We start from the raw sequence: 26132 nt of genomic DNA on the forward strand, positions 1-26132 counted from the left end.
GGAGTTGGGCGTCCAGCAAACCCTGACATCGACTCTGTCCAACGTTGTTGCTGGCCAGGGGAAGGGACCACGAGGCTGTGAGCGTGAATGTCAGCGATGTGCGAGGGAGGGGTGACATGCGGAAACCGCAAGTCCGGGTAACGGTTAACTCCCGCTGCAAGCGGAGCTGCTACTACTGCCGGCCGTCGGGTGAGGCCGTGGCCACCGAGTCCGGCACCGACCTGGCGCCCGAACAGCTGATCGCCGTCGCGAAGGCCGTCCGGGCTCAGGGTGTGGAGAGCATCAAGCTGACCGGCGGGGACCCGGCTCTGTACGAGCCGCTCGTGGAGGTCGTGCGCCGCCTGCGCCAGGATGCCGGCATGAGCGAGGTCGAGGTGATCTCGCGGCACCCGAGGATCGGCGAGCTCGCGCCTGCGCTCGCCGAGGCCGGGGTGACCCTGTTCAACGTCTCCCTGGACACCCTGGACGCGGGACTGCATCACGAGATCTGCGGCGTGAACGACCACGCCGACGTGCTGGCCGCGATCGAGGCGTGCGTGGCCACCGGCGTCCCCGTGAAGGTCAACGTCGTGGTGATGGACGGGATCAACGCCTCGGAGATCGACCCGCTGATCGCGTGGTGCGAGGAGGCCGGGGTCGAGAGTGTGAAGCTCCTCGACATCATCAAGGACCTCGGCGAGGGCAGCGAGAGCTTCGCCCGGCGCCTGGAGATCAAGCGCAGCCGGAACCTTCCCGACCTCTACGTCTCCATGGAGGAGCTCGCGGGCGACCTGCGCGTGCGGGCCATCGACGAGGAGACGGTGCAGCAGGGCGGCCTCGGCCACCCGATGACGGTGTTCACCATGCCCTCGGGCACCAAGGTGGTCCTCAAGGACTCCACCGCCGGCGCCTGGTACGGCTCGGTGTGCCGCGGCTGCCCGCTCTTCCCGTGCCACGACGCGCTGATGGCACTGCGCCTGACCGCCGACGCCCGGCTGCAGTTCTGCCTCCTGCGCGAGGACGTCACCGTCGACCTCGCCCCGCTGCTGGAGACGGACGACCAGGAGACGCTGGCCGCCCAGGTGGAAGCCGCGTTCGAGATGTACGCCGACGCCTACTTCCGGCCCGGCGACGCCACTCCGCAGGAACTGCTGGAGGCGCACCGGTGAGCGGCGTGTTCATGGGGCTTCCCTCCGGGCTGACGACCGTCCCGTCGCCCCCGGCCTCCGAAGCGCGGGAGGGTCTGCCGACGGTCATCCTGGTCTATCCGAAGATCGACCACGAGAAGGACTACGTCTACTTCTGGATGCCGTTCTCGCTGCTGACCATCGCCAAGCCGCTCATGGAGAGCGGCCTGGTGAACGTGGTCCTGTTCGACGGCAATCAGAGGGACGCCGCGGCGTGGGAGCGGCTGCTGGACGAGCACCTCGGGCGGACGGCGTGCATCGGGGTCAGCATCATGACCGGCGGGGGGCAGATCGGGCACGCCCTGGAGATGGTGCGGGCCGCGAAGAAGCGCCGCTTCTGTCCGCCGGTCGTCTTCGGCGGGCCGCACGTCAACGTGCAGCCCGAGCAGACCGCCGCGCACCCGCTCGTCGACGCCGTCCTGCAGGGCCCCGGGCAGAACTCGATGCTCGAGTACGTGAAGTCGCTCCTCGGCCGCGTGCCGCGCCGGCTGGTCCCCGGCCTGCGGATCGACAACGGCGAGTGCGTGATGTGCGGACGGGTGAACCCGCCGCGGACCGGGAACCTGGGCGCCTACCCCTGGGCACTGCTGGACGTCGCGAAGTACATCCGTGATGACCCCACGGTGGCCACCCGCACGCTGAACTACGTCTCCAGCCAGGGCTGCGTCTACAAGTGCCAGTTCTGCTTCGAACTCACCTACCAGCGCAAGTACTCGGCGATGGCCGCCCAGGACCTCCTGGACGACGTGGTCGCGCTCAAGGCCGCGTACGGCATCAACGGGGTGAAGTTCTACGACGCGGACTGGTTCGTGAACCTGCGCCGGTCCATCGGCTTCTGCGACGGGCTGCTCGACCGCGGCGTGGACATCCGGTGGGCGGCCAGCATCAACCCCAACGACATCCTCAAGGCCCGCCGCGCCAAGCTCCCGTTGCTGGAGCGGATCGCGGAGAGCGGCTGCTCGCGGCTGCTGATGGGCGTGGAGTCGGGCAACGACCGCGTGCTGGCCGACGTGGTCCGCAAGGAGATCACCCGCGCGAGCATTCTCGATGTCGCGGCTGACATCGCCGCTCACGGCATTCTCGGCTCCTACACGTTCATCGTCGGGTTCCCCGGCGAGAGCGACGCGGAGATGGAGGACACCTACTCGCTGATCGAGGAGCTGCGGCAGCTCGACCCGCAGCCCGAGACGCGGGTGCACCTGTTCGCCCCGTACCCGGGCACCCCGCTGTGGGAACAAGCCCTGGAAGCCGGATTCACTCCGCCCGCCTCGCTGGAGGAGTGGTCGAGCTTCGACTACTACACCTCCCTGACCCCCTGGACGACCGACGCCACCGCGGCCCGGGCCCGGGAGGCGACCCAGATGCGGCTGGCCCCCGCCCGCTGACACCCCTTACCGTCACGCTGTGCACCGGAATCATCACCCCTCGGGAGACCGGTGCATGGCGGACGGCCCCAGCCAAGAGGAGACCTCGCTTGAGTACCGCACGTGTTCTGCCCGCCCCGCTCGCCAAGGGCGACCGCATCGGCGTCGTCGCCGTGTCCGCGCCCGAACCGGCTCAGAACCCCGACCAGTTCACGCGCGGGCTGGACGCCCTGCGCGGCCGCGGGTTCGAGCCGGTCACCGCCGCCCACGCGCTGGACACCCACGGCTACCGGGCCGGCAGCGAGGCCGCGCTCCTGGACGACTTCCACTCCTTCATCGCCGACCCCGGCATCGCGGCCGTGGTGTGCGCCGGGGGCGGCAAGAACGCCAACCGGCTGCTGCGCGGCCTCGACTACACGCTGATCGGCGCCCACCCGAAGCCGATCGTCGGGGTGAGCGACCCGACGGTGCTGCTGAACGCGATCACCGCCCGCACCGGCATGCCCACCTTCCATGGGCCCGCCGTCCTGTGGGACTTCGGCTCCCCTGACGCTCCCGCGGCCACCGGCGACCACTTCTGTGCCGTCCTCGCCGGCGAGGCACACGCCGCCCGGATCAGCACCCCGCTGGGCTGGGCCCGCACCGGATCCGCGCAGGGGCCTCTGGTCGCCGGATGTCTGACCTCGCTGCGCTGCCTGCTGGGCACCGTGTGGGAACCCCACTGGCAGGGAGCGGTCCTCGCCTGGGAGGACGCCTTCAAGCCGATCGAGCAGCTGGACCAGACCCTGACCCACTTCCGGGATTGCGGCGTCCTCGACCAGATCTCCGGCATGGTCGTCGGTGAACTCCTCGGCTGCGAGCCCTCCGGCGGGACGGGCGCCCAGCAGATGGTCATGGACCTGTGCGCCGAGTACGACTTCCCCATCGCCGTCGGCCTGCCCTTCGGGCACACCCCCCTCAAGCACACCCTGCCCATCGGGGCCGAGGTCCTCCTCAACTCCACTGCTGAGCACCCCCTCACTATCACCTCCCCCTGGACCGGCCCGGCCGAAGGAGGAGAGCGGTGACCATCGCCCCGGAAGACCGGCGCCTGTACGGCACCCTCCTCAAGCAGCACCCCTCCGAGCGGACCCTGCTGCTGGCCAAGGCCGACATGGTGCGCGCCATGCGCGGCTGGCTGCACGAGACCGGCTACACGGAGGTCGCCACCCCCGTGCTGTGCCAGGACCGCGAGAGCGCCCCGATCCCGCAGTTCGCCACGCTCCACCCGCTGACCGGGCAGTCCTTCCACCTCCGGCACTCCGCTGAGGAACACCTGCGCCGCGTCGTCGTCAGCGTCGACCGCGTCTTCGACCTGTCCAAGGCGATCCGCGCCGAACAGGCCGACGACAGCCACGCGATCGAGTTCACCATGCTGCAGACCGCCGCCCGCGACATCGACCTCCAGACCGGAATCAGCCTGGTCACCAGCCTGGTGCAGCACACGGTGCAGACCACGTTCGCCACCCTGGCCACCCCCGCGGTCGACTTCACGGCCATCCGCACGCGGCCCGTCGACGACGCGATCGCCGAGGCGCTCGGTGTCACCGAGGCCCCGACCGGTGCGGCGCTGGTCGAGGCCGCCCGAGGCTGGCTCAAGGACCGCGGCCTGGAGGCGGACGGCACCGACTGGGCGGTGATGGAGGACTTCGTCAAGCACGCCGTGGAGAAGCCCGTCACCCAGCCCACCGTGCTGTACGGATTTCCCTGGGAGCTGCGGCACAACTCCCGCATCAATGAGGAGAGTGGCCGCGCGGAGCGGTTCTCCCTGATAGCGGCCGGCGCCGAGATCTGCGATGGCGGGGTGAAGCTGCGCACCGCCGACGACTACCGGCCGATGGTCGAGGCGAACATCGCTCTGCGCACGCAGCTGCACGGCATCCCCGCGGACCAGGGGCCGGTCGACTTCTTCACCGACATCGACTGCGACCCCGCCGACGTGTTCACGTTCGGCCTGGGCGTCGAACGGCTGCTGGCGCTGTGCACCGGCCGGACCGTGTTCGAAGCCCTGACCTTCCCCTACCACTGACCGAGAGGACCCGTTCCGCGTGACCAGCATGCGCGCCGTCGTCATCACGGAGAGCCTCACCGGCGGTGAACTCCCCGCTGGCTTCTCCGGCATGGAGGACCGCCGCTACCCGCATCTGCTCGACGAGCGCACCCCCATCGAGATCATCGAGCTGACCGTGCCGGGCGAGCGGGCGGCAGCGCTGGCGCTGGCTCTGTCGGCTGCGCTGAAGTCCCGGCTGTTCTACACCCACCTCATCGACGAGACGCGGATGCTCGTGGTCTTCCCGCGCACCGTCGTCGACATCCCTCGCGGCGACGAGGACGCCATCGCCCACGCCCGGGCCGTCGGCGCCCTGTTCGACATTCCCGACGACCAGATGCGCTTCGCCGAGATGTGGGACACCGACCACCCCGACGCCCCCGCTCAGCCGGAGGCCGACGCCCGGTGACCGCTCCCCCGTCCGCTGTCGCCCCGCTGGCCGTCGTGACCGGCGCCAGCGGGGCCCTCGGCGCAACGATCCGCACCCGCCTGGTCAAAGAGGGCTGGCAGGTCGTGGCCACCTACCGCACCCGCACCCGCACCCGCCCGCCCCAGGACGAGGACTCCTCCTGGGTACGGTTCGACGCCTCCGACGACGCCGCGACCGCCGCTTTACGGCATGCTGTCGACTCCTGTCCGGGCCGGCTGCACGCGGTGTTCGCCTGCATCGGTGCCCCCTCGACCAAGCGGACCGTCGCGGACACCGAGGTCAGCGAGTACGAGGCGGTTCACCAAGCCAACGTCGTCAGCTTCGTCCGTACCTGGCACGCCCTCGCCGACCGGGCCCGGCACGACCGCGCCAGCGTTCTGGCGGTCGGCTCCGACGCCGGACAGGCGGCCCGTCCCGGCAATGGCCCGTACACCGCGGCGAAGGCTGCTCTCGCCTCCCTCGTCATCACCCTGGCCAAGGAGGAGCTGCGCCACGGCGTCCGGGTCAATCTCCTCGCGCCCTCGCTCATCGACTCGCCCCTCGCCCAGCACGTCATGGCCCTCAAAGGCGTCACCGACCCCGACGCCTACTACGAGCAGCTGCCGTGGGGACGCCCCCTGTCCCTGGACGAGGTCGCCGCCACCTGCATCGACCTGGCCACCGCTCCGCAGTGGTCGTACGCCACCGGCCAGATCTATCCGCTGGGGGCGACGGTCTGATGGTCGACGCCGTCCGCGCCCGGCAGCTGGGCATCGTGCACATGCTCCGCAGCCGCACCAACGTGCCCGCCAGCGAGCTGGCCGACCGCTTCGGCGTCACCGAACGCACCATCTACCGCGACATCACCACCCTCACCGCTCACGGCATCCCCATCCAGGCCCAGCCCGGGAAGGTCGGCGGATACCGGCTCTCGCCCGACACCGCGCTCGACCCGCTCACCATTGACTCCGACCATGCCCTGCGCCTGTACGTCCTGGGATTCCTCGACCCCGACGCCGCCACCGCCGACGACCGCGCCCGCGCGGCCGGCATCAGCGACACCGTCCATGAGGTCATCCGGCGCCTGGCCCAGCGCATCCACTTCGACACCGCCGACTGGTACTGGCGCGACGAAGGCTCTGGACACCTTCCGGTCCTGCGCACCGCCATGCTCGCCGCGACCGCCGTCGAAGCAACCTGGCGCACGAAGACCGGGAGCCAGGAGACCGCCCTCCTCAAGCCATACGGCGTGGTGTGGAAGGCCGGCGAGTGGCACATGGTCGCCGCCCGCGCCACAGGCGGCCCCGCCCGGTACCGCCTCAACCTGGTCGACCGGCTCGTACCTACCGACCTGACCTTCGCCTACCCCGAGTCCTTCTCCGTCCGCGACTGGTGGACGCAGGCCATGGAGGACTACGGCAAGGGCGACGTACGCGTCACCTTGAACGTCACGGCCGCGGCACGCGACGAGATGCTGCGCCTCAGCCTGAAGTCCACCTCCCAGGTCCACGAACACGACGACGGGTCCCTGACGATCATGCTGTTCGTCGACCGGTGGGAGTGGCTGATCCCGCTGGTCAGCAGCTATGGCCCGGACGTCATCGTCACCGAACCGGAAGAGCTGCGCACGGCGATAGCCGGCCAGCTGCGCCGCACCCTGGCCGTCTACGACACTGCCGCGCCCCCGGGCCCAGCGCCGCCGGACGGACTCCCCGACGATGACTCCCGCCTGAGATCCACCCACGGCCGCCACCCAGGAGCATGACGTGACCCCCCGCCACCTCGACCACGCCGACACCCTCGAACTGCCCGTCACCGGAGACGGCCCCTTCGACTTCCTCCACACCCTCTGGAAGCCGTCCCACTACGCCACAGGGCTCGAGGCGCACACCATTACCCGCTCCTGGCGGACCTTCCGGGTCGGCGACCTCGTCACCGGCGTACGCCTGCACGCCGAAGACCGGCTCGTCATCGCCGACATCTACACCGACGGCGACTACAAGCCCGCTCACCGCGAACACCTGGTACGCCGGCTGACCTCCTCCTACGGACTGGACGAGGACCTCAGCCAGTTCACCGAACTCGCCGCCGCCGTACCGCAGATGCGCGAGCCGCTCCGAGCGCTGTCCGGCATGCGGCAGAGCTGCCCCGAAGACCACTTCGAGATCGCGGTGGTCGCCCTGCTCCTGCAGAACGTCACCATCGCCCGCACCACCCAGATGACCCGCAACCTCCTCACCCACCACGGTCAGCTCGTCCACTTCGACGGCATCACGCTCCGGGCCTGGTTCACGCCCGCGGAACTGGCTCACGTCTCCGCCGAGACCTTCAAGGAGAAAGACCGCCTCGGATACCGCGCCAAGACCCTCCCCCACTTCGCCGGATTCTTCCGTGATCACACCACCGAGGAACTCCAGAGCGCCGGCGACCTCGTGCAGACCTTCCAGCAGATCAAGGGCGTCGGCCCCTACACCGCCGCGATCATGGCCTCCCACGCGTCCCGGAACACCGACTCCTTCGGCCTGGACGTGTGGAACCGCAAGATCCTCGCCCGACAACTCCTCGACGCCGAAGACGCCGCGCCGGAAGCCGTCACCCGCCGCCTGAACAAGCTCTTCCCCGGCCACGCCGGAACCGCCGGCCTGTACTTCGTCGAGCACGAGTACCTCACCACCCCCGTCGCGCCACTCCTCGCCCCGGACGGCATCGACGCCTGGAACGAGGCCCTGGAAAACCCCGCACCCTGACCTGACCCCGCCACAGACCCCGCCACAGACCCCGGCAGCGCCCCGGCCGACGCTGCCGTCACAGCCATGCGTCCACGGCCGCAAGGACAAGACCACGAACGGGTGACACACCGCGTTCGAGTGCATCGTCCCCGCCGCCGGGCGCGGCCCCGACGCCCACCACCCACCAATAGAACATTCGTCCACGACCTGCCCCCGACCAAGCCGTTACGGACCCCCCACGGGGGCGTTCTTAGAGCACCAGTACCCCTCACGCGCCCAGACGGAGGACGCCATGAACCCCGTACTCGCCCTTGCGCATCAGCCTCTCGGATTCGAACAGCGGCGCCCCTCGACTACTCCTCTCGCCCGCCACGCACAGCGGGTTGACGCCGTCGCCCACCGCTCAGTACGACCGGATACGAGGTGGACCGCATGAGCGAGCCCACCCATGCAGCGACCAGCCACCGCGGCAGGACGCAGGCGCGCCGGCACGCCCCTTCGTCGATGTCGCCCGCCACCCACGACGGTGGCTGCCGGGCGGCATCTTCCAGGGTTCTGCCCATCAGCCAGCCTGTCCTGGCAACGCGGCACGCGGTCAGCGGGAGCCGATCATGACCGATCCGTTGCGCCCGGCCGCACCGAGCGCCCGGTCCGTGCCGCACGCCCGTACCGAGCCCCTGCCGCTCCCTCCGGCATCTGCCCCGCCCTCGCCCGAAGGCGCTGAGCTCGGCGACGAACTCACGGATGCCTACTGGTCGGCCTGGGACGGTGAGGCCTCCCGCACCAGCATGTGGAAGATCTTCGCCAAGCTCCCCGCGATCATCCGCCGCGTATTGGGGATGGCGTGGCGCGCCGACGCACGGGCCACCTCGGCCGTGATCGTCCTGCAGCTGGGTTCGGCGGCGATGGCGGCGTTCGGGCTCCTGGCCTCGATCGGCGTCCTGCAAGCCCTCTTCGCCCAGGGCGCCACCCCAGACCGGATCCGCGCCGCGTTCCCGTCCCTGGCTCTGGTGGCTGGGCTGCTGATGTTCCGTGCCGTGCTCGATGCCGGGGTCGCCTTGTATCAGGCCCGGCTGACACCGAAGATCCGCCGCATTGTCGAGATGGATTTCCTTCGCCTGGCGGCCCACGTGCGGCTTGAGGCCGTCGACGACGCGAACTGGGCGGATGACTCCAACCGCGCCAACGACCGGGGGCTCTACTACGCGCGCCAGTCCATCACCCAGATCATGGAACTCGCGTCCGCGCTCCTCGGACTCATCGGTGCCGCCTCTGTTCTGACCCTGCTTCACCCCCTTCTTCTGCCGCTGCTTCTCGCCTCGGTGATTCCGCAGGGGCTCGCCTCGGTGCGCTCCGCACGCATGCGATTCCTCAGCCAGGTCCGCTACAGCACCCTCCAGCGGCGCGTGCGGCTGTTCACCTGGCTGCTGCTGGACCGGGACGCCGCCGCGGAGCTGCGCTCCTCGACCGCGCAGCCGGCGCTGCTGGGCGAGCACGAGCGCATCGCCCGGCGGATCGAGGAGGAGGACACCCGGCTGGGGCGGGCCGAGGCCCGCACGGCACTGTTCGGCCGAGCAGTCGGCGGTGTGGCCACCGGCCTGACCTACGCCGCGCTCGCCTGGATGACGATCGTGGGCTGGCTGCCGCTGGCCTCCGGCGGCGGCGCCGTTCTGGCAATCCGGGCCAGCCAGGGAACCCTGACCCGGATCGTCCTCGCGACCCACTACGTGTACGAGCACGCCCTGTGGGTGTCGGACCTGTACACCTTCCTGGAGAAGTGCCGCACGTTGCTGCCACGCCGCACCGGGCTCGCCGCACCCGGCCAGGTCAAGACGATCAGCATCGAGAACGTCGCCTACACCTACCCCGACGGGAAGAAGCCCGCGCTCAACGGCGTGTCCCTGGAACTGGCCGCAGGCTCCACCGTCGCGTTCGTGGGGGCGAACGGCTCGGGCAAGTCCACGATGTCCAAGCTGATCGCCGGGTTGTACGAGCCGACGGCCGGCAGCATCACCTGGGACGGCACCGACGTGCTGACGATGGACGCCGAAAGCGTGCAGGCCCAGGTAGCCATGGTCCTCCAGGACCCGGTGGAGTGGCCGCTCTCGGCCCTCGCGAACATCACTATCTCCACCGGGACGATCACGCAGGCCGATCCGAGGCGGGCACACGAGGCCGCGACGGCGTCCGGCGCTGACCGGGTCATCGCCGGGCTGCGCCAGCAGTGGACGACCCCGCTCTCGAAGCGGTTCAAGGACGGTGAAGAGCTCTCCGGCGGGAACTGGGCGAAGTTCGCCGTGGCCCGCGGTCTTTACAAGGACGCCGCGGTCCTCCTGCTCGACGAGCCGACCGCCAGCATGGACCCGCGTGCCGAGCACGCCGCCTACACCGCTGTGCTGCGCGGCCGGCGTCGCGCGGACCGCATCACGATCCTGATCTCCCATCGGCTGGCCAGCGTGATCGAGTGCGATCGGATCTTCGTGTTCCAGGACGGCCAGATCATCGAAAGCGGTGATCACACTTCGCTGATGGCTCAACGCGGCGAGTACCACCAGATGTTCACCCTCCAAGCCGCCGCCTATCAGGCCGAGGCTCCGAGCAGGAACGGGGACAGCGGATGAGCGCCGCCGGCAGGTGGATCGCGCCCGCCCCACGCACTGGATGGCCGGAGCACTTCGAGGACCACCTGGCTGGGATCGGCTGCCCGATCTGCACCAACGACTTCACCGCCGAGGACATCGAGTGGGGCCTGCTGATCCGGCGATGTGCGCGACATGCCCAGCGCGAGGCTCGTCTTCCAGTGGCCGGGCCGAACCGCCGCCGGCGCGCCAGTTTTGCTCCCGGAGGGCGGACAGTGTGTCTGACTCCGACAAGCTGATCCCGGCGAAGGCCGGGCCGGCCGAGGCCGGCGCGCCGCCGGGCTCGTTCTCGCTGCGGGCCCACCCGGCATTCGCCGCGTACCTGACCGGGGAGGCGGCGAGTCTGCTCGGCACGTCGGCGCACGCCGTGGCGCTGCCCGCCCTCGCGGTTATCGTGCTGCACGCGAACCCCGGCCAGGTCGCCACTCTCGCGGTCCTCTCCCAGGCGCCGGCGTTCGTGCTGGCCCTGCCAGCCGGGGCGTACGTCGACCAGCACGGCAAGCGGCCGGTCCTGATCGGCACCGACCTGGTTGCTGCGGCGGCCGTGGCCGCGATCCCCCTCGCGGCGTTGGGCGGGTGGCTGTCCTTCGCGGTGCTCTACGCCGTCGCGCTGATCGTGGGGTCGGCGGCGGTGCTACACCTGGCGGCCGCGATCGCCGTGGTGCCCGAACTGGTTTCCGCGCCCCTGCTCCATGAGGCCAACTCGCGGGTCGGCAGCGCGTTCAGCCTCGCGGACGCCCTGGGTGCCTACGCTGGCGCCGGGGTGGTGGCCGCGCTCGGCGCAGTCCGCGCGTTCTGGCTGGACGCGCTGTCATACGTCTTCTCCGCCTGGTGTGCGTCACGGATCCGGCTGGTCGAGCACCGGGCCCGTCCCGCAGAGGAGCGGGAGCGGCTGGGACCGGCCATCTGGAAGGGCTTGGTCTTCGTCGCGCGCACCCCCGTGGTCCGCCCGCTGGTGCTGAGTCTGTCCCTGACCGGGGTCGGCGCCACCCTGATCGAGGTGTACCGGGCGTACTACCTCCTCACCGCGCTGGACGCGGGCGCTCTCGGGCTGGGCGTCGTGATAGGCGTCTCCGGTATCGGCGGGGTCATCGGGGCGCTGAAGGCCCCAGGGCTCGTGAGGCGGTTCGGGCCGGGCCCAGTGATGCTGGTTGCCTTCGGGCTCTACCCGGTCATGGGAGTCCCGCTGCTCCTGGCCCATTCCGGTTCCGGGTGGCTGGGGGTGCTCGCGCTCACCGGCACCGTGCAGATGGCGGCCGCGACCTGTGCGGGCACGACGCAGCGCTCGGTGCGCCAGCAGTTGACGCCGCCCGAGCTGCAGGGGCGGGCTCAGCAGACCTCGACGTGGCTGGTCTCCGGGGCCCGGCCGTTCGCCTCGGCCGGCGCCGGAGTCCTGGCCGGCTCCTTCTCGGTGCCCACGGCGATGTGGACTGGCACCGCCATCCTGTGCCTGCCGCCCCTCCTGCTGCTGGTGACCCACGTCGGCCGTCTGACGGCCATGCCCCTGGCTGCCGTCTCGCCCTTCCAAGAGGCAGCGTGACGCCGCGCGTGGACGCCGCACCCGATGTCCCGGCCCCCGTGGTCCGGCTCACCAGAGACGACCGTCTCCCTGTCATCTGAACCGTCCCAGCCCCCTGTGAGAGGGAAACCCGCCCATGACATCCCCCGCAACACCTTCCCTGCTCGGTGTGTTCGCCCATCCCGACGACGAAAGCCTCCTCGCCGGCGGGGTCCTCGCCCAGCACGCCGCCGCGCAAGCACGCACCGCTGTCGTCACCATGACGTGGGCGCCCGACACCCTGCGGGCCGCCGAACTCGCCAACGCGTTGAGCGCACTTGGCGCGGGCGCGCCCCGCATGCTCGGATACGGAGACGCCCGCAACCCGCAAGCGGCCCCCGACCGCCCGCGGCTCGTCGACGCACCGCTGGACGAAGTGATCGCCGCCCTGGTCCACCAGATCCGCTCGTTCCGCCCCGACATCGTGGTGACGCAAGACGCCCTGGGCCAGCTCACCGGTCACCCCGACCACCGCCGCACCTACCAGGCCGCTCTCCTGGCCGTTCAGGACGCGGGGCTCGCGCACCTGCACCCCGAAGCCGGTGAGCCCTGGCAACCGCGCGCCGTGTACTGCGCCACGCATCCCGAGTCCGGCGTCGGCGATCTCGGGCCGCTGCTGGAGGCCGTCGGCAAACGCGTACTCGCGACCCCGAACGCGTACGCCACCACCGCGGTCGACGTCACCCCCTGGCTGGAGCAGAAGTGGGCCGCGATCCTCGCGCACCGCGGGGAGGTCGCCCGTGAACGCGCGTTGCCCGGGATCCTTGCCCGCCTGCCTGCGGAGACCCGGCGAAGGATCATCGCGACCGAGTACTTCTCCCGGCTCGCGACCGGGCCTGTCCCGGACGCACCGCATCGGCTCACCGCCTGACGGGGGCCAACCGCCTCCGTCCATCCCCGGCCCCACCGGCCCCTTCTGACTCGGAGAGCCATGACGACCACATCCGTTCCCGGCGAACTGCCCGGCAGCGCAATGACCGATGAGGCGTACGGTGCCCTGCGTGCCTCGACCGCCCTGTGGGTCGGGACGTCCGTGCTGATCACCAACCAGCTCGGGCAGGTCCTCGTCCAACACGTCGACTATCTCGACACGTGTCTCTTGCCGGGCGGTGCCGTCGGCAGGGGCGAGTCCCCCGCTCACGCTGCCGCCCGTGAACTGGTGGAGGAGCTCGCCATCACCGCTGTCATCGACCGGGGCCTGGCCGTCGACTGGGTCTCCGCCGACAGCACCGGCGCGCCGGCGGCCATGGGGTTTCCCGGCGAGATTCTGCACGTTTTCGACGGCGGCACATGGGACGACGACCGGATCGGCGAAATCCGTCTGCCGCCAAGCGAGATCACCGCGATCGAGTTCGTCGAGCCAGCACGGTTGCCCGACTTGCTCTCCCCGCACGACGCCCGACGCGCTGTCCGCGCTGCGTGCCCGGATCAACGCGGCCGGCACGGTACTTCTGGAAAACGGCTTCCCGATCGCCTCCACCGTCCTCGACCGCCTTGGCGTCCTGCAGACCGCCCGCCCCACCTACCGCTACCCCTGGCATCAGGGACCGGCCCCGCACGACCTCGCCGTCACCCAGGTGTGGGCGTGGCTGTTCGCGCCGGACGGGCGCGTCCTCGTCCTTCTCGATCCCCACACAGGAGTCGCCATCTTGCCTGGTGGCACGCCCGAGGAGCAGGACCAGGGCGACCCCGTATCTACCCTGTGCCGCGAAGCCGAAGAGGAGGCAGCAGCCCGGTTCGGGAGCCCGCTGCTCCTGGGACACGTAACCGACCTCGCCGCGCGGCGCGGATACCTGCGCTACGCCGCGGCACTCATCGGCGTCGCCCCGGCCCGATCCGGCCACCGGCCACACCTACACCCGCATCCTGGCCACCCCCGAACAGACCACGGACCTCTTCGACTGGGGGCCGGCGGCCGCCGACCAACTCGCCGCCGTCCACCAGGCTCGCCGACAGCTCGGCCTCCCCCGGGCCGCCCGCCAACCCGTCACCCAACTCACCGGCCCCACTGCCTGGTAACCGCCCGCTCCCCATCCACCACTGTCCCGAGGAACCCATGAACCCCTTGCCCCGCACACCGTCCATGCCCGATGCCCCCGCTTCGCCCCCTGCGGCTGTTCCTAGCCCGTCCGCGCTCGCCCCGGGCACTGCTGCCACGGGCCTGGAACCGGAGCGCCGCACGGGGCACTGTCAGTGCGGTCACATCGCCTACGAGGTCCTCGGCACGCCGGACGACCCTCACCTGTGTTCCTGTGAACACGAGACGCGCATCTCCGGCGGCCCCGCCGTGCTCTGGGTCGGCTTCCGCAAGGACGGACTGACCTGGACCGGCCCCGGCCACGAACCCACCTGGTTCGCGACCTACACCACCCTCAAGCGGGGCTTCTGCCCTCGTTGCGGAACCCATGTCATCTCCGTTGCCGCCGGCTCGGACATGATCATGGTGACCGGGTTCAGCCTCACCGACCAGACAGGCATCGAACCCGTCGGACACAGTTACCGCGAGATGGCAGCACGGTGGATGACTATCACCCTCGCCCCCGACCCGCGCGCCCCACAGCCCGCGACATCGTGACTCACTCCCGGGTATCCGGCCTCGCGCGCCCCGCTGACCAGCCGCTTTGTTGGATCGCGCCGTCGCCACTCAGCTGTGAGTCGACCCAGCCGTTCGTGATCCCCCCAGACCCGTACGGAGACAGGCAGGTGACCTCGAGTACATCGGCAAGGCAGTGCGTCGGCACAGCCCCGGCCGTGATGATCGGAGAGGAGACGCCGAGTGGCGAGCGATGACCCGGAGGTGCCTCTGGCAGGAGGACGCATCACCCAGGGCGTCGTTCGTGTCGGCGACACTGTTCGTAGACCCACCACGCCCTCCTCGGCTTTTGTCGCCCAACTGCTCGGCCACCTGCAGCAAGCGGGGTTTGTCGGCGCCCCGCGATACTTCGGCGTTGACGAGGCGGGCCGCGATTCCTTCAGCTATCTGCCGGGCTTGGTGCCGGCGAGGTTCCAGCACTGGTCTGACGCTCAGGTGGCTGCCGCCGGCAAGCTCCTTCGCTCGTTCCACGACGCGACGGCCGGCAGCAGCCTCGCCGGAGAGCATCCGGTGGTCTGCCACCACGATCCAGGGCCGAATAATGCCGTCTTCCAGAGGGGGCTGCCCACGGCGTCGCCGGCGGCGGTGGCGTACGCCGTGGCCGTCTGGCTGGTGGTGCGCGAGCTCGCGCACCGTCGCCGTCGCGGCCTGCACCGTCCGGGACGGCAGAGCGTCCGGGAATTCCCGGGCGTCCCGCAGCAGTTGCTCTTTCCATCCGGCGGCCCGGTCTTGGAGCCGGGGCAGTCCGGCGGGCGCGGGGACGGCGAGGCGACGGCTGACACCCCCGGCGATCGCCGCCACCTCGTCGCCCTGCGCGGCCTGGGCCAACGTCGTGGGGTGTGCCCGCTCCAGGAGCATGGCGAACCGGTCGTCGTCCCGCTCGTGCAGCCGGACCGCTCCGCGCCCGCCCCAGGCCGAGAGCGCGTCCGGCTCGAACCGGTTCTCGGGATGAGGAAAGGACACCTTCAGCACCGCAGGCTCGGTCATCTTGCGCAGAACCGGGACGACGATCCCGACGCCCCCGTACAGCAGGTCACCGTCCGCCGTGCAGTCCCAGCGCTCGGCCACCTCCCGCACCGTGGCCGGGAGGGTGGAGAGCCATGCCGAGCCGGCCGCGCCTTCGCGGTCCACGGTGACCCGCACGAACGCCTCCGGAAGAACGATCACCAGCGCACCGCCCGGCCCGGGTACGCGGCGCCGTGCCGGTGCGCTGCTCCTGCCGGTCGGCCGGTCACCGCCGTGCCGGCCACTGTCGCTCCAGGAAGCCCCGGAGCTCCGGGGTGGTCGGCGGGAGCTCGTCCAGGGCGCGCACCCACTGGTGGCGATCGTGCTCGGACAAGGTGATCGGGCCCGGCTTCTCCGGCGTGCAGGCGAAGACGAACTGGCGGCTGGTGCGGCCGCGGGCGTTGGTGTAGTCGAAGTGGCCCGCGTAGCGGTCGATGGTGATGGTGAGGCCGGTCTCCTCCATGATCTCGCGCGGGAGGGCGTCGATGATCGACTCGCCTCTCTCAAGCCTGCCGGCCGGGGTCTCCCAGGTGCCGCCGAGGTAGTCGTCCGGATTGCGGCGGACGACCAGGAGGCGCTCGTCGTGCACGATCAGGCCGCCGGCGACGAGGGTGTGGATTCCGTCGCGGTGGGCCTGGTCTTCGAGCTCGGCGGCAAGGCCGCGCAGGGCGGCGTAGCGGGCGAGCGGGCTCATGGGGCGCTCTCCGAGGCATCGTGGGTCGACGTAGGCGAGTGCCCGGCCTTCGGTGAGGGTCAGGGTGTCGGGGTCGCCGTCCCAGGTGCCGCGGAAGACGTAGGTGAGGTGCCCGTCGTCGGCGGTGTGGGTGAACAGGTGCGAGAGGCTCACTGCGGCTTCGTCGAGGCCGACCTCTTCGTGGACCTCGCGCACGATGGTGCCGCGCGGGCCGGCATCGGCGGCCTCTGGTTTGCCTCCGTTGGGTGACCACGTGTCCGGCCAGCAGGTTCCCGGGCTGTCGCCGCGCAGGTGCATCAGGAGATGCCCGCTTCCGTTGCCGATCAGGGCCAAGGTGCCGTATCCGTACGGCGGTTGGCGTGGCGTGATGAGCTCCAGGACGCGGTCGGTGTCCTGCCGTGTGGTGGGGTGCAGCGGGACGAGGTCGAAGTCGTTGCGCGGGATGAAGGCGAGCTTGCGGCCTTCGGTGAGAGTCAGCGTGTCGGGGTCGCCGTCCCAGACGCCGTGGAAGACGTGGCGGGGGTAGCCGTCGGTGTGGGTGGAGAACATGTGCGTCAGCCGGATGTTCTCCAGGCCGGTCTCCTCGCGCAGTTCCCGGCACGCGGTGGCGTGCGGGTCGAGGTCGCCGGGCTCGGCGCCGCCGCTCATCGGCGCCCAGGTACCCGGCGCCCAGATGCCCGGCTTGTTGTCGCGCAGGTGCATCAGCACCTTGGTCGCGTGCGGGTCCGTGAGTACGACGAGGGCGCAGTACGGGTCCTCGTCCGCCGGGCGGTCCTGGCGCGGCAGGCCCAGGCTCGACAGAACCCGGGCGCGCAGGACGGGGTCGCCGAGTTCCGAGGGCGAGCGCCATTGTGCCGCGCCGACCTCTTCGGGCTGCAGGGTCAGGGCGACCGGTCCGCGGGCGCGGAACAGGTAGCGGACGTCGTAGTGCACATGGGCGGGCTCGTTCCTGTCCGGCCGGGCCTCGATCAGGTGGACGTCGATGTGCACGGGGGTGCCGTCGCCGTACGCGTCCAGCTCGGTGACGCCGGTTTCTTCGGCGATCTCGCGCCGGACGGCCTGCCCGAGCGTGCGGTCGGAGTCCTTCGGGTGTCCACCGGGCTGGATCCAGCGGCCGGAGGCGAGGTGGTGGATGAGCAGGACGTCGTCGGCGTCGTTGATGACGACGCCCGAGGTGGTGACGTGGCCGTCGAACTCCCGCCTGTCGGTCACATTCGCGCCGCCGGCGAGACGGTCCAGGAGGGGCTGGAGCATCGGCTGTTCGTCGGGGTGCCCGCGCAGGTAGCCGGTGACGAGGTCCTGGAGGTGCTGGGCGGGGATGGTCATGGCTCTCCTGGTGACCTCGTGCGCGGCGCAGCTCCGCAGGGGGCGCGGCGGGGGACGGCGCGTTCGAACGTAGCGGCCGATCTGCGGGCGCGGGCACGGATCGCGAGAACATCACCCGGGCGTGTGCCGGCCGCGTCGAAGGTGCCGATGCTAGCCGCCGTCGCGGCCGTCCGGGGGCGTGACGCTCCGGGTGCTCACCCGGCTGCGAACCAGATCGAGCCACTCTCGCGGGCGCCGGATTCCAGGCCGGCCCGGAGAGTTCAAGAATCCTTTCTCCCAACATCACCCCAGGTCAGAGCCCTCTCTTACGCGGGTGGCGGCTGACGGCAGGGGAGGCCGGGGATGACCGGATCACGGTGCTGGTGGCCGCGGATTGTCAGTGGCGTGGGCGAAGGTCCGTCCGCAGAGCACAGCCACACCACACCGAAGGAGACGGGTGCTGTCGACGCGTCATGCAAGCCGCCGCTCGGGCGACCGTCCCGCCGCCTTCCCCGTACGTGTGAATCGAACGAAGCGAGAGGAGCCTCCCACGCAGACGGCGCTTGCCGTCCGCGTCCCGGCGTCGAACCTTCACTCGACTCGTCGCCCGCGGCTGCCCGTAGCGGCCCTGTGATCAGGTCCGTTGTCCGGGTGCTCTACCCCGTTCCACCACCGAGGAGAAACCGTGAATCCCGTCCGCTTGGTCACCCTTCACCCTGTTCTCGAGAACCCTCCTGCTGCGGCCGCCGAGGCCCTCGCGCACCGGCGGCCCGTCGACGTCCGCCGCGTCCTGTTCGCCGCAGCATCACGACCGTCATCGGGGTGGGGGGCATGACCAACCCGATCACTCCGCCCCCGGCCCTGCTGGCGTGGGCCAGCCGGGCACTCGGCGCCCGTCCCGCCGTCAAGGACGTCAGCCATCCGCGCGAGAACTCCCGCGTCTGGCGGCTCGACCTGCCCGAGGCACTCCGCTTCTACCTGAAGATCTCCCCCAAGGCCGTGATGTACGAGCGCGAGACGCTCGCACTCCGAAGTGCCGCACCAGCCCTCGGCGCCGGCGGCGCTCCGCAGCTGCGCGCCTCCAGCGCGGAGCATCTGGCACTGCTGCTGACCGCTGTCCCAGGACGGCCGCTCAAGCAGCTGGAGCTTTCGCCCGTGGAGGAGGCCCGTGCGCACCGGCACGGCGGCGCCCTGCTGGCTCGCCTCCACGCGGCCGGTGATCTGTCCGGCCCTCGACGGGCCGAGGCGGAGCAGGCACTGCAGACCGCGGCCGAAGGCGCCGAGGGGCACCTGTCGGCGGCCGGGGACCGGCTGACCGCGCCGGAGCACAAGCTCGTGCGCCAGATGGCCGAGGAGCTGCGGACCTTTCCGCCGCTGCCGCTCGCGTACATCCACGGCGACGCGTGGGACCGCAACCTCATGTGGTCGACCTCCCGGCAGCAGGCCGGATGGATCGACTTCGAGCGCTCCCGGGCCGCGACCGCCGTGCAGGACTTCGTGCTGATGGCCTGCTCCACCTGGACCGACCGGCCCGACCTGCGGGCCGCGTGCCTCCAGGGCTACGGCCGCAACCTCACCGTCGAGGAGCAGCACGCCTTGAGATGCCTCGCAGCGATCGACGCGGTGAGCTGCCTGGTCTGGGGACCGAAGCTCGACGACCCCCACGTCACCGCACGCGGACGGCGCACCCTGAACCGCCTGATGGCGGGGGTGTTCGCATGACCGCACCGCACAACCCGACCGACTCCCCGGCCATCGACGCAGCACGCGGTGGGGCGGCGTCGCTCCCGGCCGCTCGGACGGGCGCTCCGCAGCCCTCCGCACCGCCCGAGCTCGACTACAACGGGCGCAAACACCGGCGGGCGATGGACGACGCCACCTTGTGGGACATGGCCCGCCGCATCCCCGCGGCCCTGATCCAGACGGCCCGACTGGCCTGGAGCGTCGACCGGCGCATGGCCCTGACGATCGTCGTGTGCCAGCTGCTGTCCGGCATCGGCACGGCCGTGATGCTCACCGCCGTCGCCAAGACCCTGCCGCAGCTGATGGTCGACGACCCCCGCCAGGGCCTGGCCCACGCGTGGCCGGCGCTGACCGTCGCCGTCGTCGCGATGGCCACCGGCGCGTCCATGTGGATCCTCGCGGACTGGGCGACCCGGCGCCTGAACCCGCAGATCGCCTCCGCTGCTGACCTGCAGCTCGTGGATCTCCACATGCGGGCCGAACTCGCCGCCTACGACGCGGAAGGGTTCGGCGACCGGAGCCAGGCGGCGGAGATCGGCGCGCTGCGCGCCGTCGACCTCGCCGACGACGCCAAGACCCTCACCAACGGGCTCATCCAGCTCGCCTCCGCGGCCGTGGTGCTCACCACCTTGCACCCCCTGCTCCTCGGCGTGCTGCTACTGTCCGTCGTCCCCCGCGGACTCGGCGGCGTCATCGCCGCCCGGGTCGACTACCGCGTCCACGACCAGACCATCTCCGCCCGCAATGTCCGCGGCATGATGCGCTGGTGGCTGACGACGGCCGAGCTCGCCGACGAGCTCCGGGCCAACACCATGCGCGGCTACCTGCACTTCTGGTACCGGTCGATGTGTGACCGCGTCGAGATGCGGGAGGTCGCCGGGGCCCGCCCGTACCTGCGGATCACGCTGCTGGCCGCCTCGCTCGGCGGCCTGTTCACCCTCGGCATGTGGGCCTCGCTCGCCGGCCTGGTCCTCGCCGGGGCCATGACGACCGCGATCGCAGGCACCGCGATCGTCGCCTCGCAGACCGCCGGCCGCGCCCTGAACTCGATCATCAGGTACTCGACGGTCATGTTCCACCACGGCCTCTACCTCTCCGACTACTACGACTTCATCGACGAGGTCCGCGCCATGACCACCGCGCGCGGCACCGTACAGGCCAAGCCCCCGCAGCAGATCCGCCTCGAAGGCGCCTCCTACACCTACCCGAGCAAGGAGACCCCGTCCGTACAGCCGATCACCCTCACCCTGAACCGCGGCGAAGTCGTCGCCCTCGTCGGAGAAAATGGCGCTGGCAAATCCACGCTAATCCGCATGCTCACGGGCCTCACGGTCCCCACGTCCGGCAAAGCACTCTGGGACGAAACCGACCTGTCAACCGCCGACGCGGAGACGGTGTGGCAGCACGTCGGCCTGGTCCCGCAGAAGAACGGACATTGGCCGCTCACGGCCCGGGAGAACGTCACCCTGGGCCAGCCCCGCGAGTACGGCGATCAGCGGATCTGGGATGCAGTCGAGCGAGTCGGGATGACCACGGCCCTGCATGAGCTCCCCGAAGGGCTGGAAACCTTGCTCGCCCGATCGGTCTGGGGCGGACACGAGCTGTCCGGTGGTCAGTGGCAGAGGTTGGCCTGCGCGCGAGCGATGTACAGGGAGCCGGCCGTGCTCGTCCTGGACGAGCCGACCAGCGAGATGGACGCCCGCGGAGAGCACCAGATCTTCCGGGAACTCCGCGCTATGGCCCCGGATCGGATCACCGTGGTGGTCACCCATCGCCTCGACAACGTGCGGATGGCCGACCGGGTGATCGTCCTCGACCAGGGAACCGTCCGGGAGCAAGGCTCCTTCGACGAACTCGTCGCGACCGAGGGGAGTTTGCTCGGCGAGCTGTACGCCCTCGCCCAGGACCGCTGACCCGCGGCCCCCAGCAGAGGTCCACGCGGGGCCGCGCAGCCGGCGCGGCCCCGCCACTCCCCCGACGCCAAGGAGCGCCATGCACCGCCCCGAGCCCGAAGCAGTCAACACGCGCCCCTGGACCACGCACGGCACCCGCCATCTGCAACGCGGCACCGACGGCCGCTGTGCGCAGCTGCTCCCGTGCAACGGGTTGGTGTTCCGGTGAAGGTGGGCAAAGCCCTACGAAATCAGATGAGAACGCCACTGCGCTCGGCGAGGCCGCGTAGCTCCGTCGAGGTGGGCCCGGAGACCAGCAGACTGGAGATCAGCGACTTTGTTGCCGGGCGGGCGTGGGTCTCCTCGGGAGCGCACCTTTCGGCCGCCAGAAGGGTTCGAACACAGTCGCTGCGCCGGCCGAGGCGGTCGTAGGTGACGGCGATGTCGCCCAGGGCTCGGGAGCGGCGCTCGACGCTGGGGAGTGCCTTCAGTGAGATCGTGCGGGCGGCGGCCAGCGCGGCCAGTGGGTCCCCGGCGTGGTTCTCGGCGCTGATCTTGTGGAGCTGCACCGTGAGGGGGCTGAAGCCTCCGCCGTGGTCGCGCAGCAGGGTGGCGCCGCCGAGTTCCTTGGCGATCGCGGCGGCCTCGTCGGTTAGTTCTCGCATGCCGTCGCGGTCTCCGCGGCGGGCGAGGGTGTAGGAGGCGCTCTGGACGAGGAGTCCTCTCAGGGCTGCTCCCGCGCGTCCGGCGCTGCGGAGGTCTGGGTGGTCAGCGGCCGTGAGGGCGATGGACAGGGCCTCCTGATGCCAGCCGGCCTTTCGTGCGAGGACGGCTAGTTGCCGGGCGGACTCGGCGACCGTGAGGGCTTCGCCGCCGGCTTCTGAGAGCTGGCGGGCGCGGTCGGCGGCCATCCAGCCGAGCTGCTGTTCGTCCATTTTGACGAGCATGCGCGTCGCCAGGAGGTAGCTCTTGGCGAGGAGTACGTAGTCCTGCGCTTCGTTGGTGTTGGCGGTGCGGGCGTGGCCGACTCGGATAAGGCGGGGCAGGCGGACGGCGAGGCTGGCGTAGCGGCACGCGTCGAAGTCGGCGAGCGCACGGGTGAGGTCCGTGGCGAGCGTCGCGGTCGGCGGCACTGCAGGAGCCTGGCCGAGGCCGAGCATGGCATCGCGCAGGCTGGTGACGAGCAGATCGCCGAGCAGGGTCTCGTCCGTTTGGGCGGTGGCTGTGCCGGGCCCAAGGAGTGGGGATGTGGCGGCTGTGGCGGCCGTGGCTGCCAGGCCCGCGATCAACTTCCTGCGTCGCAAGGGATCTTCACCGTCCTCCCGGCCATGGCTACCCACCCTAGGGGCGGGCATCCGGGGGAAGGCGGCAGTTGCCCCGATCGGCTGACCGTGTCGGACTTCGGGGCGGGGTGGGGGCGGTGCGAGCCCGAGTGCCTGGTGCGGGAGGTCGAGAGCGTCAGCGAACCGGCGGCGTACGTCGACGTCGTTCATCGGGGAGACGCCTCGCTCGTATCGGGAGACCTGGGCGCCGGAGTATCCGGTCTTCTCGCCCAACTGCGCGAGGGTGAGGCCCTTGGCCTGACGGGTCTGCCGCACCAGTTCCCCGGGCTTCACGTCGGCCCCACAGGTCGCTCGTGCCCTGATGACCGCATCGGTACCTCGTTCCCGCCGATAGCCGAGGCTGCGCCGACCTCACCGTAGTCCTAGGACTGCCTCCCGGACAGAGGCTTTGCACCGTATGCAAACCGCTTTGCAGGCCAGGACAGCGCCCCTCCCGCCGACAGGGCGACAGCGCCGACCGTCAACGGCAGACGGTTCGCCTCCCAGAACCGTCCCGGTCGGACTCTGGAGGTCCTGATGCACTCTGCGTCTCCCGCCCCGTCCCCCGTGCTCGTCACCGACCCCCGACTCGCCCCCTCCTACTACATCGAACCCGACGCCTTGGGCCCGTACGTCACCGCCCTGCTGGAGCGGTGCCGCAGCGTCTTCGACATCAAGCGCGCCATGACCGCCGACCTCGACGACGGGACCCTTCTGCGCAGCACGGGCGGCGGCATTGTCGAGACCGGTGCCCTGATCCAGGGTGAGGTCATCGTCCAGACCGGTGCCCGCATCGAGGCGGGTGCGCAGGTGATCGGTCCGGTCCTGGTGTGCTCCGGAACCGTCATCTCGGCCGGTGCTCTGGTCCGCGACCACAGCGTGATCGGCCCCGGCTGCCGCATCGGCTTCGGCGCGGAGGTCACCCGGAGTTTGATCGCCGGGCAGGTCTTCATGAAGCACCCCGGCTTCATCGGCGACTCGGTGATCGGGCGGCGCGTCAACATCGGGGCGTTCTGCTCCACCACCGGACTGCGGTGCGACCGTGGCCCGGTCGCCGAACCGGCGCTCGAGGAGATCACCGTCAACCTGGACGGCCAGCGCATCGCCACCGGGCAGACGAAGTTCGGCGCCGTCATCGGTGATGAGGTGGCGCTACCTGCCGGAACCGTGCTGTCGCCCGGCACGCTGATCGGGCCCGGCACCGTGGTCTACCCCCGCGACCACGTCGGCGGCTTCCTGCCCGCCGGCTCCCGGATCCGGTGAGCGCCGTGACCGCCACCTCCGTCCGCACCGCCGCCGACGCCTCCGTCGTCCAGGTCAACGGCGGGCGCCCGCTGTCCGGCCGCATCTCGGTGCAGGGCAGCAAGAACATCGCCCTGCACCTGTACGCGGCCTCCGTCCTGTCTGATGTCCCGCTCGTCCTGACCGGGGCGCCGGACATCGTCGACACAAGGGTCTGCGCGGAGATCCTGCGCCGTGCTGGAGCCGACGCGGCCTACCGGGACGGCCGCTTCACGGTGTCCCCGGCCCGCCGCGTCCGCCCGGTCATCGGCCCAGAGCTGGGTCGACAGGTCCGTACGACCGCGGTGCTGGCTGCAGCGGTGCTGGCGCGCGCCGGCCAGGTCACCTTCCCCTATCCCGGGGGCGACGCGTTCTGTCCACGGCTGATCGACCGGCATCTCGCGGCGATGCAGGCCGCCGGCGCCGAGGTCATCACGGATGACGACAGCATCCGCGCGGTGTGCGGGCCCCGGGGGGTGAGGGCGTTCACCGTGGACGTGAACACCCCGTACGGGCCGAGCCTCGGGGCGACGGTGACCGCGATCATGCTCGCTGCCCGCGCCCGCGGCACCAGCCTGATCACCCACCCGTCGATCGAGCCCGAGGTCACCGAGACCGTCCGCTTCCTCGCCGACCGGGGCGTCCTCATGCACTTCGACCAGGAGGGCCTGCACGTCAGCGGCAGCGACTGGATCGCCGGCGGCGCCTTCCCGGTGGCCGGCGACCGCATCGAAGCAGCCACCATGGCCATGGCCACCGCCGCGACCGGCGGCAGCATCCACCTCGACAACATCACCGCAGCCGACTTCCCCGACGGTCTCGCCCGCCTCCTCGCTCAGACAGGCGTCGTTCTCTCCGAGGAGCTGGACGGCGGCGTGCGCGCCCAGGCTCACGGACCGCTCCAGGCAGTCGAGGCAGCGACCGGGCCGCATCCGGGTCTGCCGACCGACACCGCACCGCAGCTGGCCGCGCTGCTCACGCAGGCCGACGGCCCTTCGGTGATCGCCGAGCGCGTCTACCCCCGCCGCGACACCCACACGTCCAGGGCCTGCGCGCCTTCGGCGCCGACATCACCACGACCGGCCCGGTGATCGGCGTTCGCGGGCCCGGACGGCTGCACGGCGCCGCGGTGGAGGCCCGAGACATCCGTGCGGTGACCGCGCTGCTGATCGCCGCTCTCGCCGCCGACGGCCCCTCTACGATCCGGGGGATGTTCCATCTCCGGCGCGGCTACGACCACCTGCTGCCCAACCTCGCCACGCTGGGAGCCGAGATCACCACCACCCCCGGAGGCCCTTGATGCCCGTCCCGTTCACCACCGACGACAGCGCCCGCCTCACCGAGACCTTCGAAGCCGTCGTGGCCGACGGTGCCACCCCGGGCGGTGTCATCGCCTGCGGCACTCGCGGTTCCACCCCGCACTACATCAGCACGGGCATGGTCGCACCGGAGTGCGGCGACGAGACCCCCACACCCTCCACGGCGTACGACATCGCCTCGCTGACGAAGGTCGTTGCCACCTGGCCACTGGTCGGTCAGGCCCTCAGCAACGGCCTGCTCGACCTGAACGCGCCCATCCGCGACTTCCTGCCAGCGATGACCGGTGAGAAGCCCAGCGCCGAGGCGACCGTACGCCAACTCCTCACCCACACCTCGGGGCTTCGCGCATCCACCCGCCTCGACCACTACCGCGGTTCGGACCTGCCCCTGCACGAACTGTTGTGCCGGGAGCCGCTGGAGGACGCCCCCGGCACCCACCGGTACATCAACCGCGGCTACATCCTGCTCGGACTGGCGCTCGCCCACGTCAACGAGCTTCCTCTCCACGACTTGGGCAGCGTGCTGTGGGACAGGCTCGGCATGACCGAGACGATGTACGGGCCCCTGGCTCGCTCCCACCGCGTCGCGCCGACCGAGCAGCGCATCCCGGGCGCACCGCGTATCTGGGGCGCGGCTCACGATGACAATGCCGCCCTGCTCGGCGGAGTCGCCGGGCACGCCGGCGTGTTCTCCACCCCCGCCGACCTCGCGCTGTACGCCGACCGGCTGCTGACCATGTACGCGGACGATGCCGATGCCGCCCTGGGCGAATGGCTGCGTGCCAGCCTCGTCCCGCAGGCGGCGGTCGAGCCGGGCCTGGACCGCGGGCTGTCCTGGATCCTGGCCGCCGGCGGGCGCGTCGCGTACCACCACGGCTTCACTGGCACGAGTCTCTATCTCGCCCCGGACACCGGCCGCTACCTGGTGATCTGCACCAACGCCGTCTACCACGGCAACGCCCGGAGCAAGATCGCCCCGCTCCGCGCCCTCGCGCTGAAGACAATCTCCGCGACCTGACGAACC

Annotated in this window: 22 protein-coding genes and 1 pseudogene; 20 read left to right on the plus strand and 3 right to left on the minus strand. The window is 70.8% G+C overall.

Going from position 1 to position 26132, the window contains the following annotated elements; genetic code table 11:
• Positions 1-116 precede the first annotated feature (116 nt).
• The 13 genes and pseudogenes from OG883_RS43435 (at position 117) to OG883_RS43495 (ending at position 14529) form a co-directional block, all read left to right on the plus strand.
• Positions 117-1148, plus strand: coding sequence for a radical SAM protein (locus OG883_RS43435; RefSeq protein ID WP_266553847.1), 1032 nt, complete (start codon positions 117-119; stop codon positions 1146-1148).
• Complete coding sequence (locus OG883_RS43440) at positions 1145-2551, plus strand: radical SAM protein (RefSeq protein ID WP_266553845.1); 1407 nt, start codon at positions 1145-1147, stop codon at positions 2549-2551. The genes OG883_RS43435 and OG883_RS43440 overlap by 4 nt, the downstream gene beginning before the upstream one ends.
• Before the next feature lie 89 nt (positions 2552-2640).
• On the plus strand, positions 2641-3597 hold the full coding sequence (locus OG883_RS43445) for an LD-carboxypeptidase (RefSeq protein ID WP_266553864.1): 957 nt from the start codon (positions 2641-2643) through the stop codon (positions 3595-3597).
• Positions 3594-4598 carry an amino acid--tRNA ligase-related protein gene (locus OG883_RS43450; RefSeq protein ID WP_266553866.1) on the plus strand — a complete coding sequence of 335 codons (1005 nt, stop codon included), beginning with the start codon at positions 3594-3596 and terminating at the stop codon, positions 4596-4598. The genes OG883_RS43445 and OG883_RS43450 overlap by 4 nt, the downstream gene beginning before the upstream one ends.
• 19 nt (positions 4599-4617) lie before the next feature.
• A complete protein-coding gene (locus OG883_RS43455; RefSeq protein ID WP_266553868.1) occupies positions 4618-5028 on the plus strand; it encodes a hypothetical protein in 411 nt (136 codons plus the stop codon).
• The gene (locus OG883_RS43460) at positions 5025-5768 is read left to right on the plus strand and encodes an SDR family NAD(P)-dependent oxidoreductase (protein WP_266553870.1); all 744 of its coding nucleotides are present in this window, start codon (positions 5025-5027) and stop codon (positions 5766-5768) included. The genes OG883_RS43455 and OG883_RS43460 overlap by 4 nt, the downstream gene beginning before the upstream one ends.
• Positions 5768-6793 (plus strand): YafY family protein, encoded by a 1026-nt coding sequence (locus tag OG883_RS43465; protein ID WP_266553872.1) that lies wholly within the window; start codon positions 5768-5770, stop codon positions 6791-6793. The genes OG883_RS43460 and OG883_RS43465 overlap by 1 nt, the downstream gene beginning before the upstream one ends.
• A 1-nt stretch (position 6794) precedes the next feature.
• The gene (locus tag OG883_RS43470) at positions 6795-7775 is read left to right on the plus strand and encodes a DNA-3-methyladenine glycosylase (RefSeq protein ID WP_266553874.1); all 981 of its coding nucleotides are present in this window, start codon (positions 6795-6797) and stop codon (positions 7773-7775) included.
• Positions 7776-8368: 593 nt separating this feature from the next.
• Positions 8369-10378, plus strand: a complete 2010-nt coding sequence (locus tag OG883_RS43475; protein WP_266553876.1) for an ABC transporter ATP-binding protein — start codon at positions 8369-8371, stop codon at positions 10376-10378.
• Positions 10379-10613: 235 nt separating this feature from the next.
• Positions 10614-11936, plus strand: coding sequence for an MFS transporter (locus OG883_RS43480; protein ID WP_266553878.1), 1323 nt, complete (start codon positions 10614-10616; stop codon positions 11934-11936).
• Between the two features lie 115 nt (positions 11937-12051).
• Complete coding sequence (locus tag OG883_RS43485; protein ID WP_266553880.1) at positions 12052-12825, plus strand: PIG-L deacetylase family protein; 774 nt, start codon at positions 12052-12054, stop codon at positions 12823-12825.
• 102 nt (positions 12826-12927) lie between these two features.
• A pseudogene (locus OG883_RS43490) lies at positions 12928-13287 on the plus strand (NUDIX domain-containing protein); the annotation flags it as partial.
• 723 nt (positions 13288-14010) lie between these two features.
• Positions 14011-14529 carry a GFA family protein gene (locus OG883_RS43495; protein ID WP_266554216.1) on the plus strand — a complete coding sequence of 173 codons (519 nt, stop codon included), beginning with the start codon at positions 14011-14013 and terminating at the stop codon, positions 14527-14529.
• 69 nt (positions 14530-14598) lie between these two features.
• Here the strand turns inward: OG883_RS43495 and OG883_RS43500 are convergent, their stop codons facing one another.
• Complete coding sequence (locus tag OG883_RS43500) at positions 14599-15714, minus strand: aminoglycoside phosphotransferase family protein (protein WP_266553882.1); 1116 nt, start codon at positions 15712-15714, stop codon at positions 14599-14601.
• 64 nt (positions 15715-15778) lie between these two features.
• Positions 15779-17572 carry an NUDIX hydrolase gene (locus OG883_RS43505; RefSeq protein WP_266553884.1) on the minus strand — a complete coding sequence of 598 codons (1794 nt, stop codon included), beginning with the start codon at positions 17570-17572 and terminating at the stop codon, positions 15779-15781.
• A gap of 810 nt (positions 17573-18382) precedes the next feature.
• On the opposite strand from OG883_RS43505, the gene OG883_RS43510 reads away from it, so the two are divergent.
• The 3 genes from OG883_RS43510 (at position 18383) to OG883_RS43520 (ending at position 21415) form a co-directional block, all read left to right on the plus strand.
• Positions 18383-19273, plus strand: a complete 891-nt coding sequence (locus OG883_RS43510) for a phosphotransferase enzyme family protein (protein ID WP_266553886.1) — start codon at positions 18383-18385, stop codon at positions 19271-19273.
• Positions 19270-21207, plus strand: a complete 1938-nt coding sequence (locus OG883_RS43515; RefSeq protein ID WP_266553888.1) for an ABC transporter ATP-binding protein — start codon at positions 19270-19272, stop codon at positions 21205-21207. Before OG883_RS43510 ends, OG883_RS43515 begins: the two co-directional genes overlap by 4 nt.
• A 79-nt stretch (positions 21208-21286) precedes the next feature.
• On the plus strand, positions 21287-21415 hold the full coding sequence (locus OG883_RS43520) for a hypothetical protein (protein WP_266553890.1): 129 nt from the start codon (positions 21287-21289) through the stop codon (positions 21413-21415).
• A 22-nt stretch (positions 21416-21437) separates the two neighbouring features.
• Here the strand turns inward: OG883_RS43520 and OG883_RS43525 are convergent, their stop codons facing one another.
• On the minus strand, positions 21438-22802 hold the full coding sequence (locus OG883_RS43525) for a helix-turn-helix domain-containing protein (RefSeq protein WP_266553892.1): 1365 nt from the start codon (positions 22800-22802) through the stop codon (positions 21438-21440).
• A gap of 243 nt (positions 22803-23045) precedes the next feature.
• Between OG883_RS43525 and OG883_RS43530 the strand changes: the two genes are divergently transcribed.
• The 4 genes from OG883_RS43530 to OG883_RS43545 are packed head-to-tail and all read left to right on the plus strand — an operon-like array spanning position 23046 to position 26126.
• Positions 23046-23771 (plus strand): hypothetical protein, encoded by a 726-nt coding sequence (locus tag OG883_RS43530; protein ID WP_266553894.1) that lies wholly within the window; start codon positions 23046-23048, stop codon positions 23769-23771.
• Between the two features lie 5 nt (positions 23772-23776).
• Positions 23777-24880 (plus strand): hypothetical protein, encoded by a 1104-nt coding sequence (locus OG883_RS43535; RefSeq protein WP_266553896.1) that lies wholly within the window; start codon positions 23777-23779, stop codon positions 24878-24880.
• Positions 24877-25089 carry a hypothetical protein gene (locus OG883_RS43540; RefSeq protein ID WP_266553898.1) on the plus strand — a complete coding sequence of 71 codons (213 nt, stop codon included), beginning with the start codon at positions 24877-24879 and terminating at the stop codon, positions 25087-25089. The genes OG883_RS43535 and OG883_RS43540 overlap by 4 nt, the downstream gene beginning before the upstream one ends.
• Positions 25089-26126 carry a serine hydrolase gene (locus OG883_RS43545; protein WP_266553900.1) on the plus strand — a complete coding sequence of 346 codons (1038 nt, stop codon included), beginning with the start codon at positions 25089-25091 and terminating at the stop codon, positions 26124-26126. Before OG883_RS43540 ends, OG883_RS43545 begins: the two co-directional genes overlap by 1 nt.
• Positions 26127-26132: the final 6 nt, after the last annotated feature.

Origin of the sequence: Streptomyces sp. NBC_01142, assembly GCF_026341125.1 — a bacterium.
Taxonomy (GTDB): Bacteria; Actinomycetota; Actinomycetes; order Streptomycetales; family Streptomycetaceae; genus Streptomyces.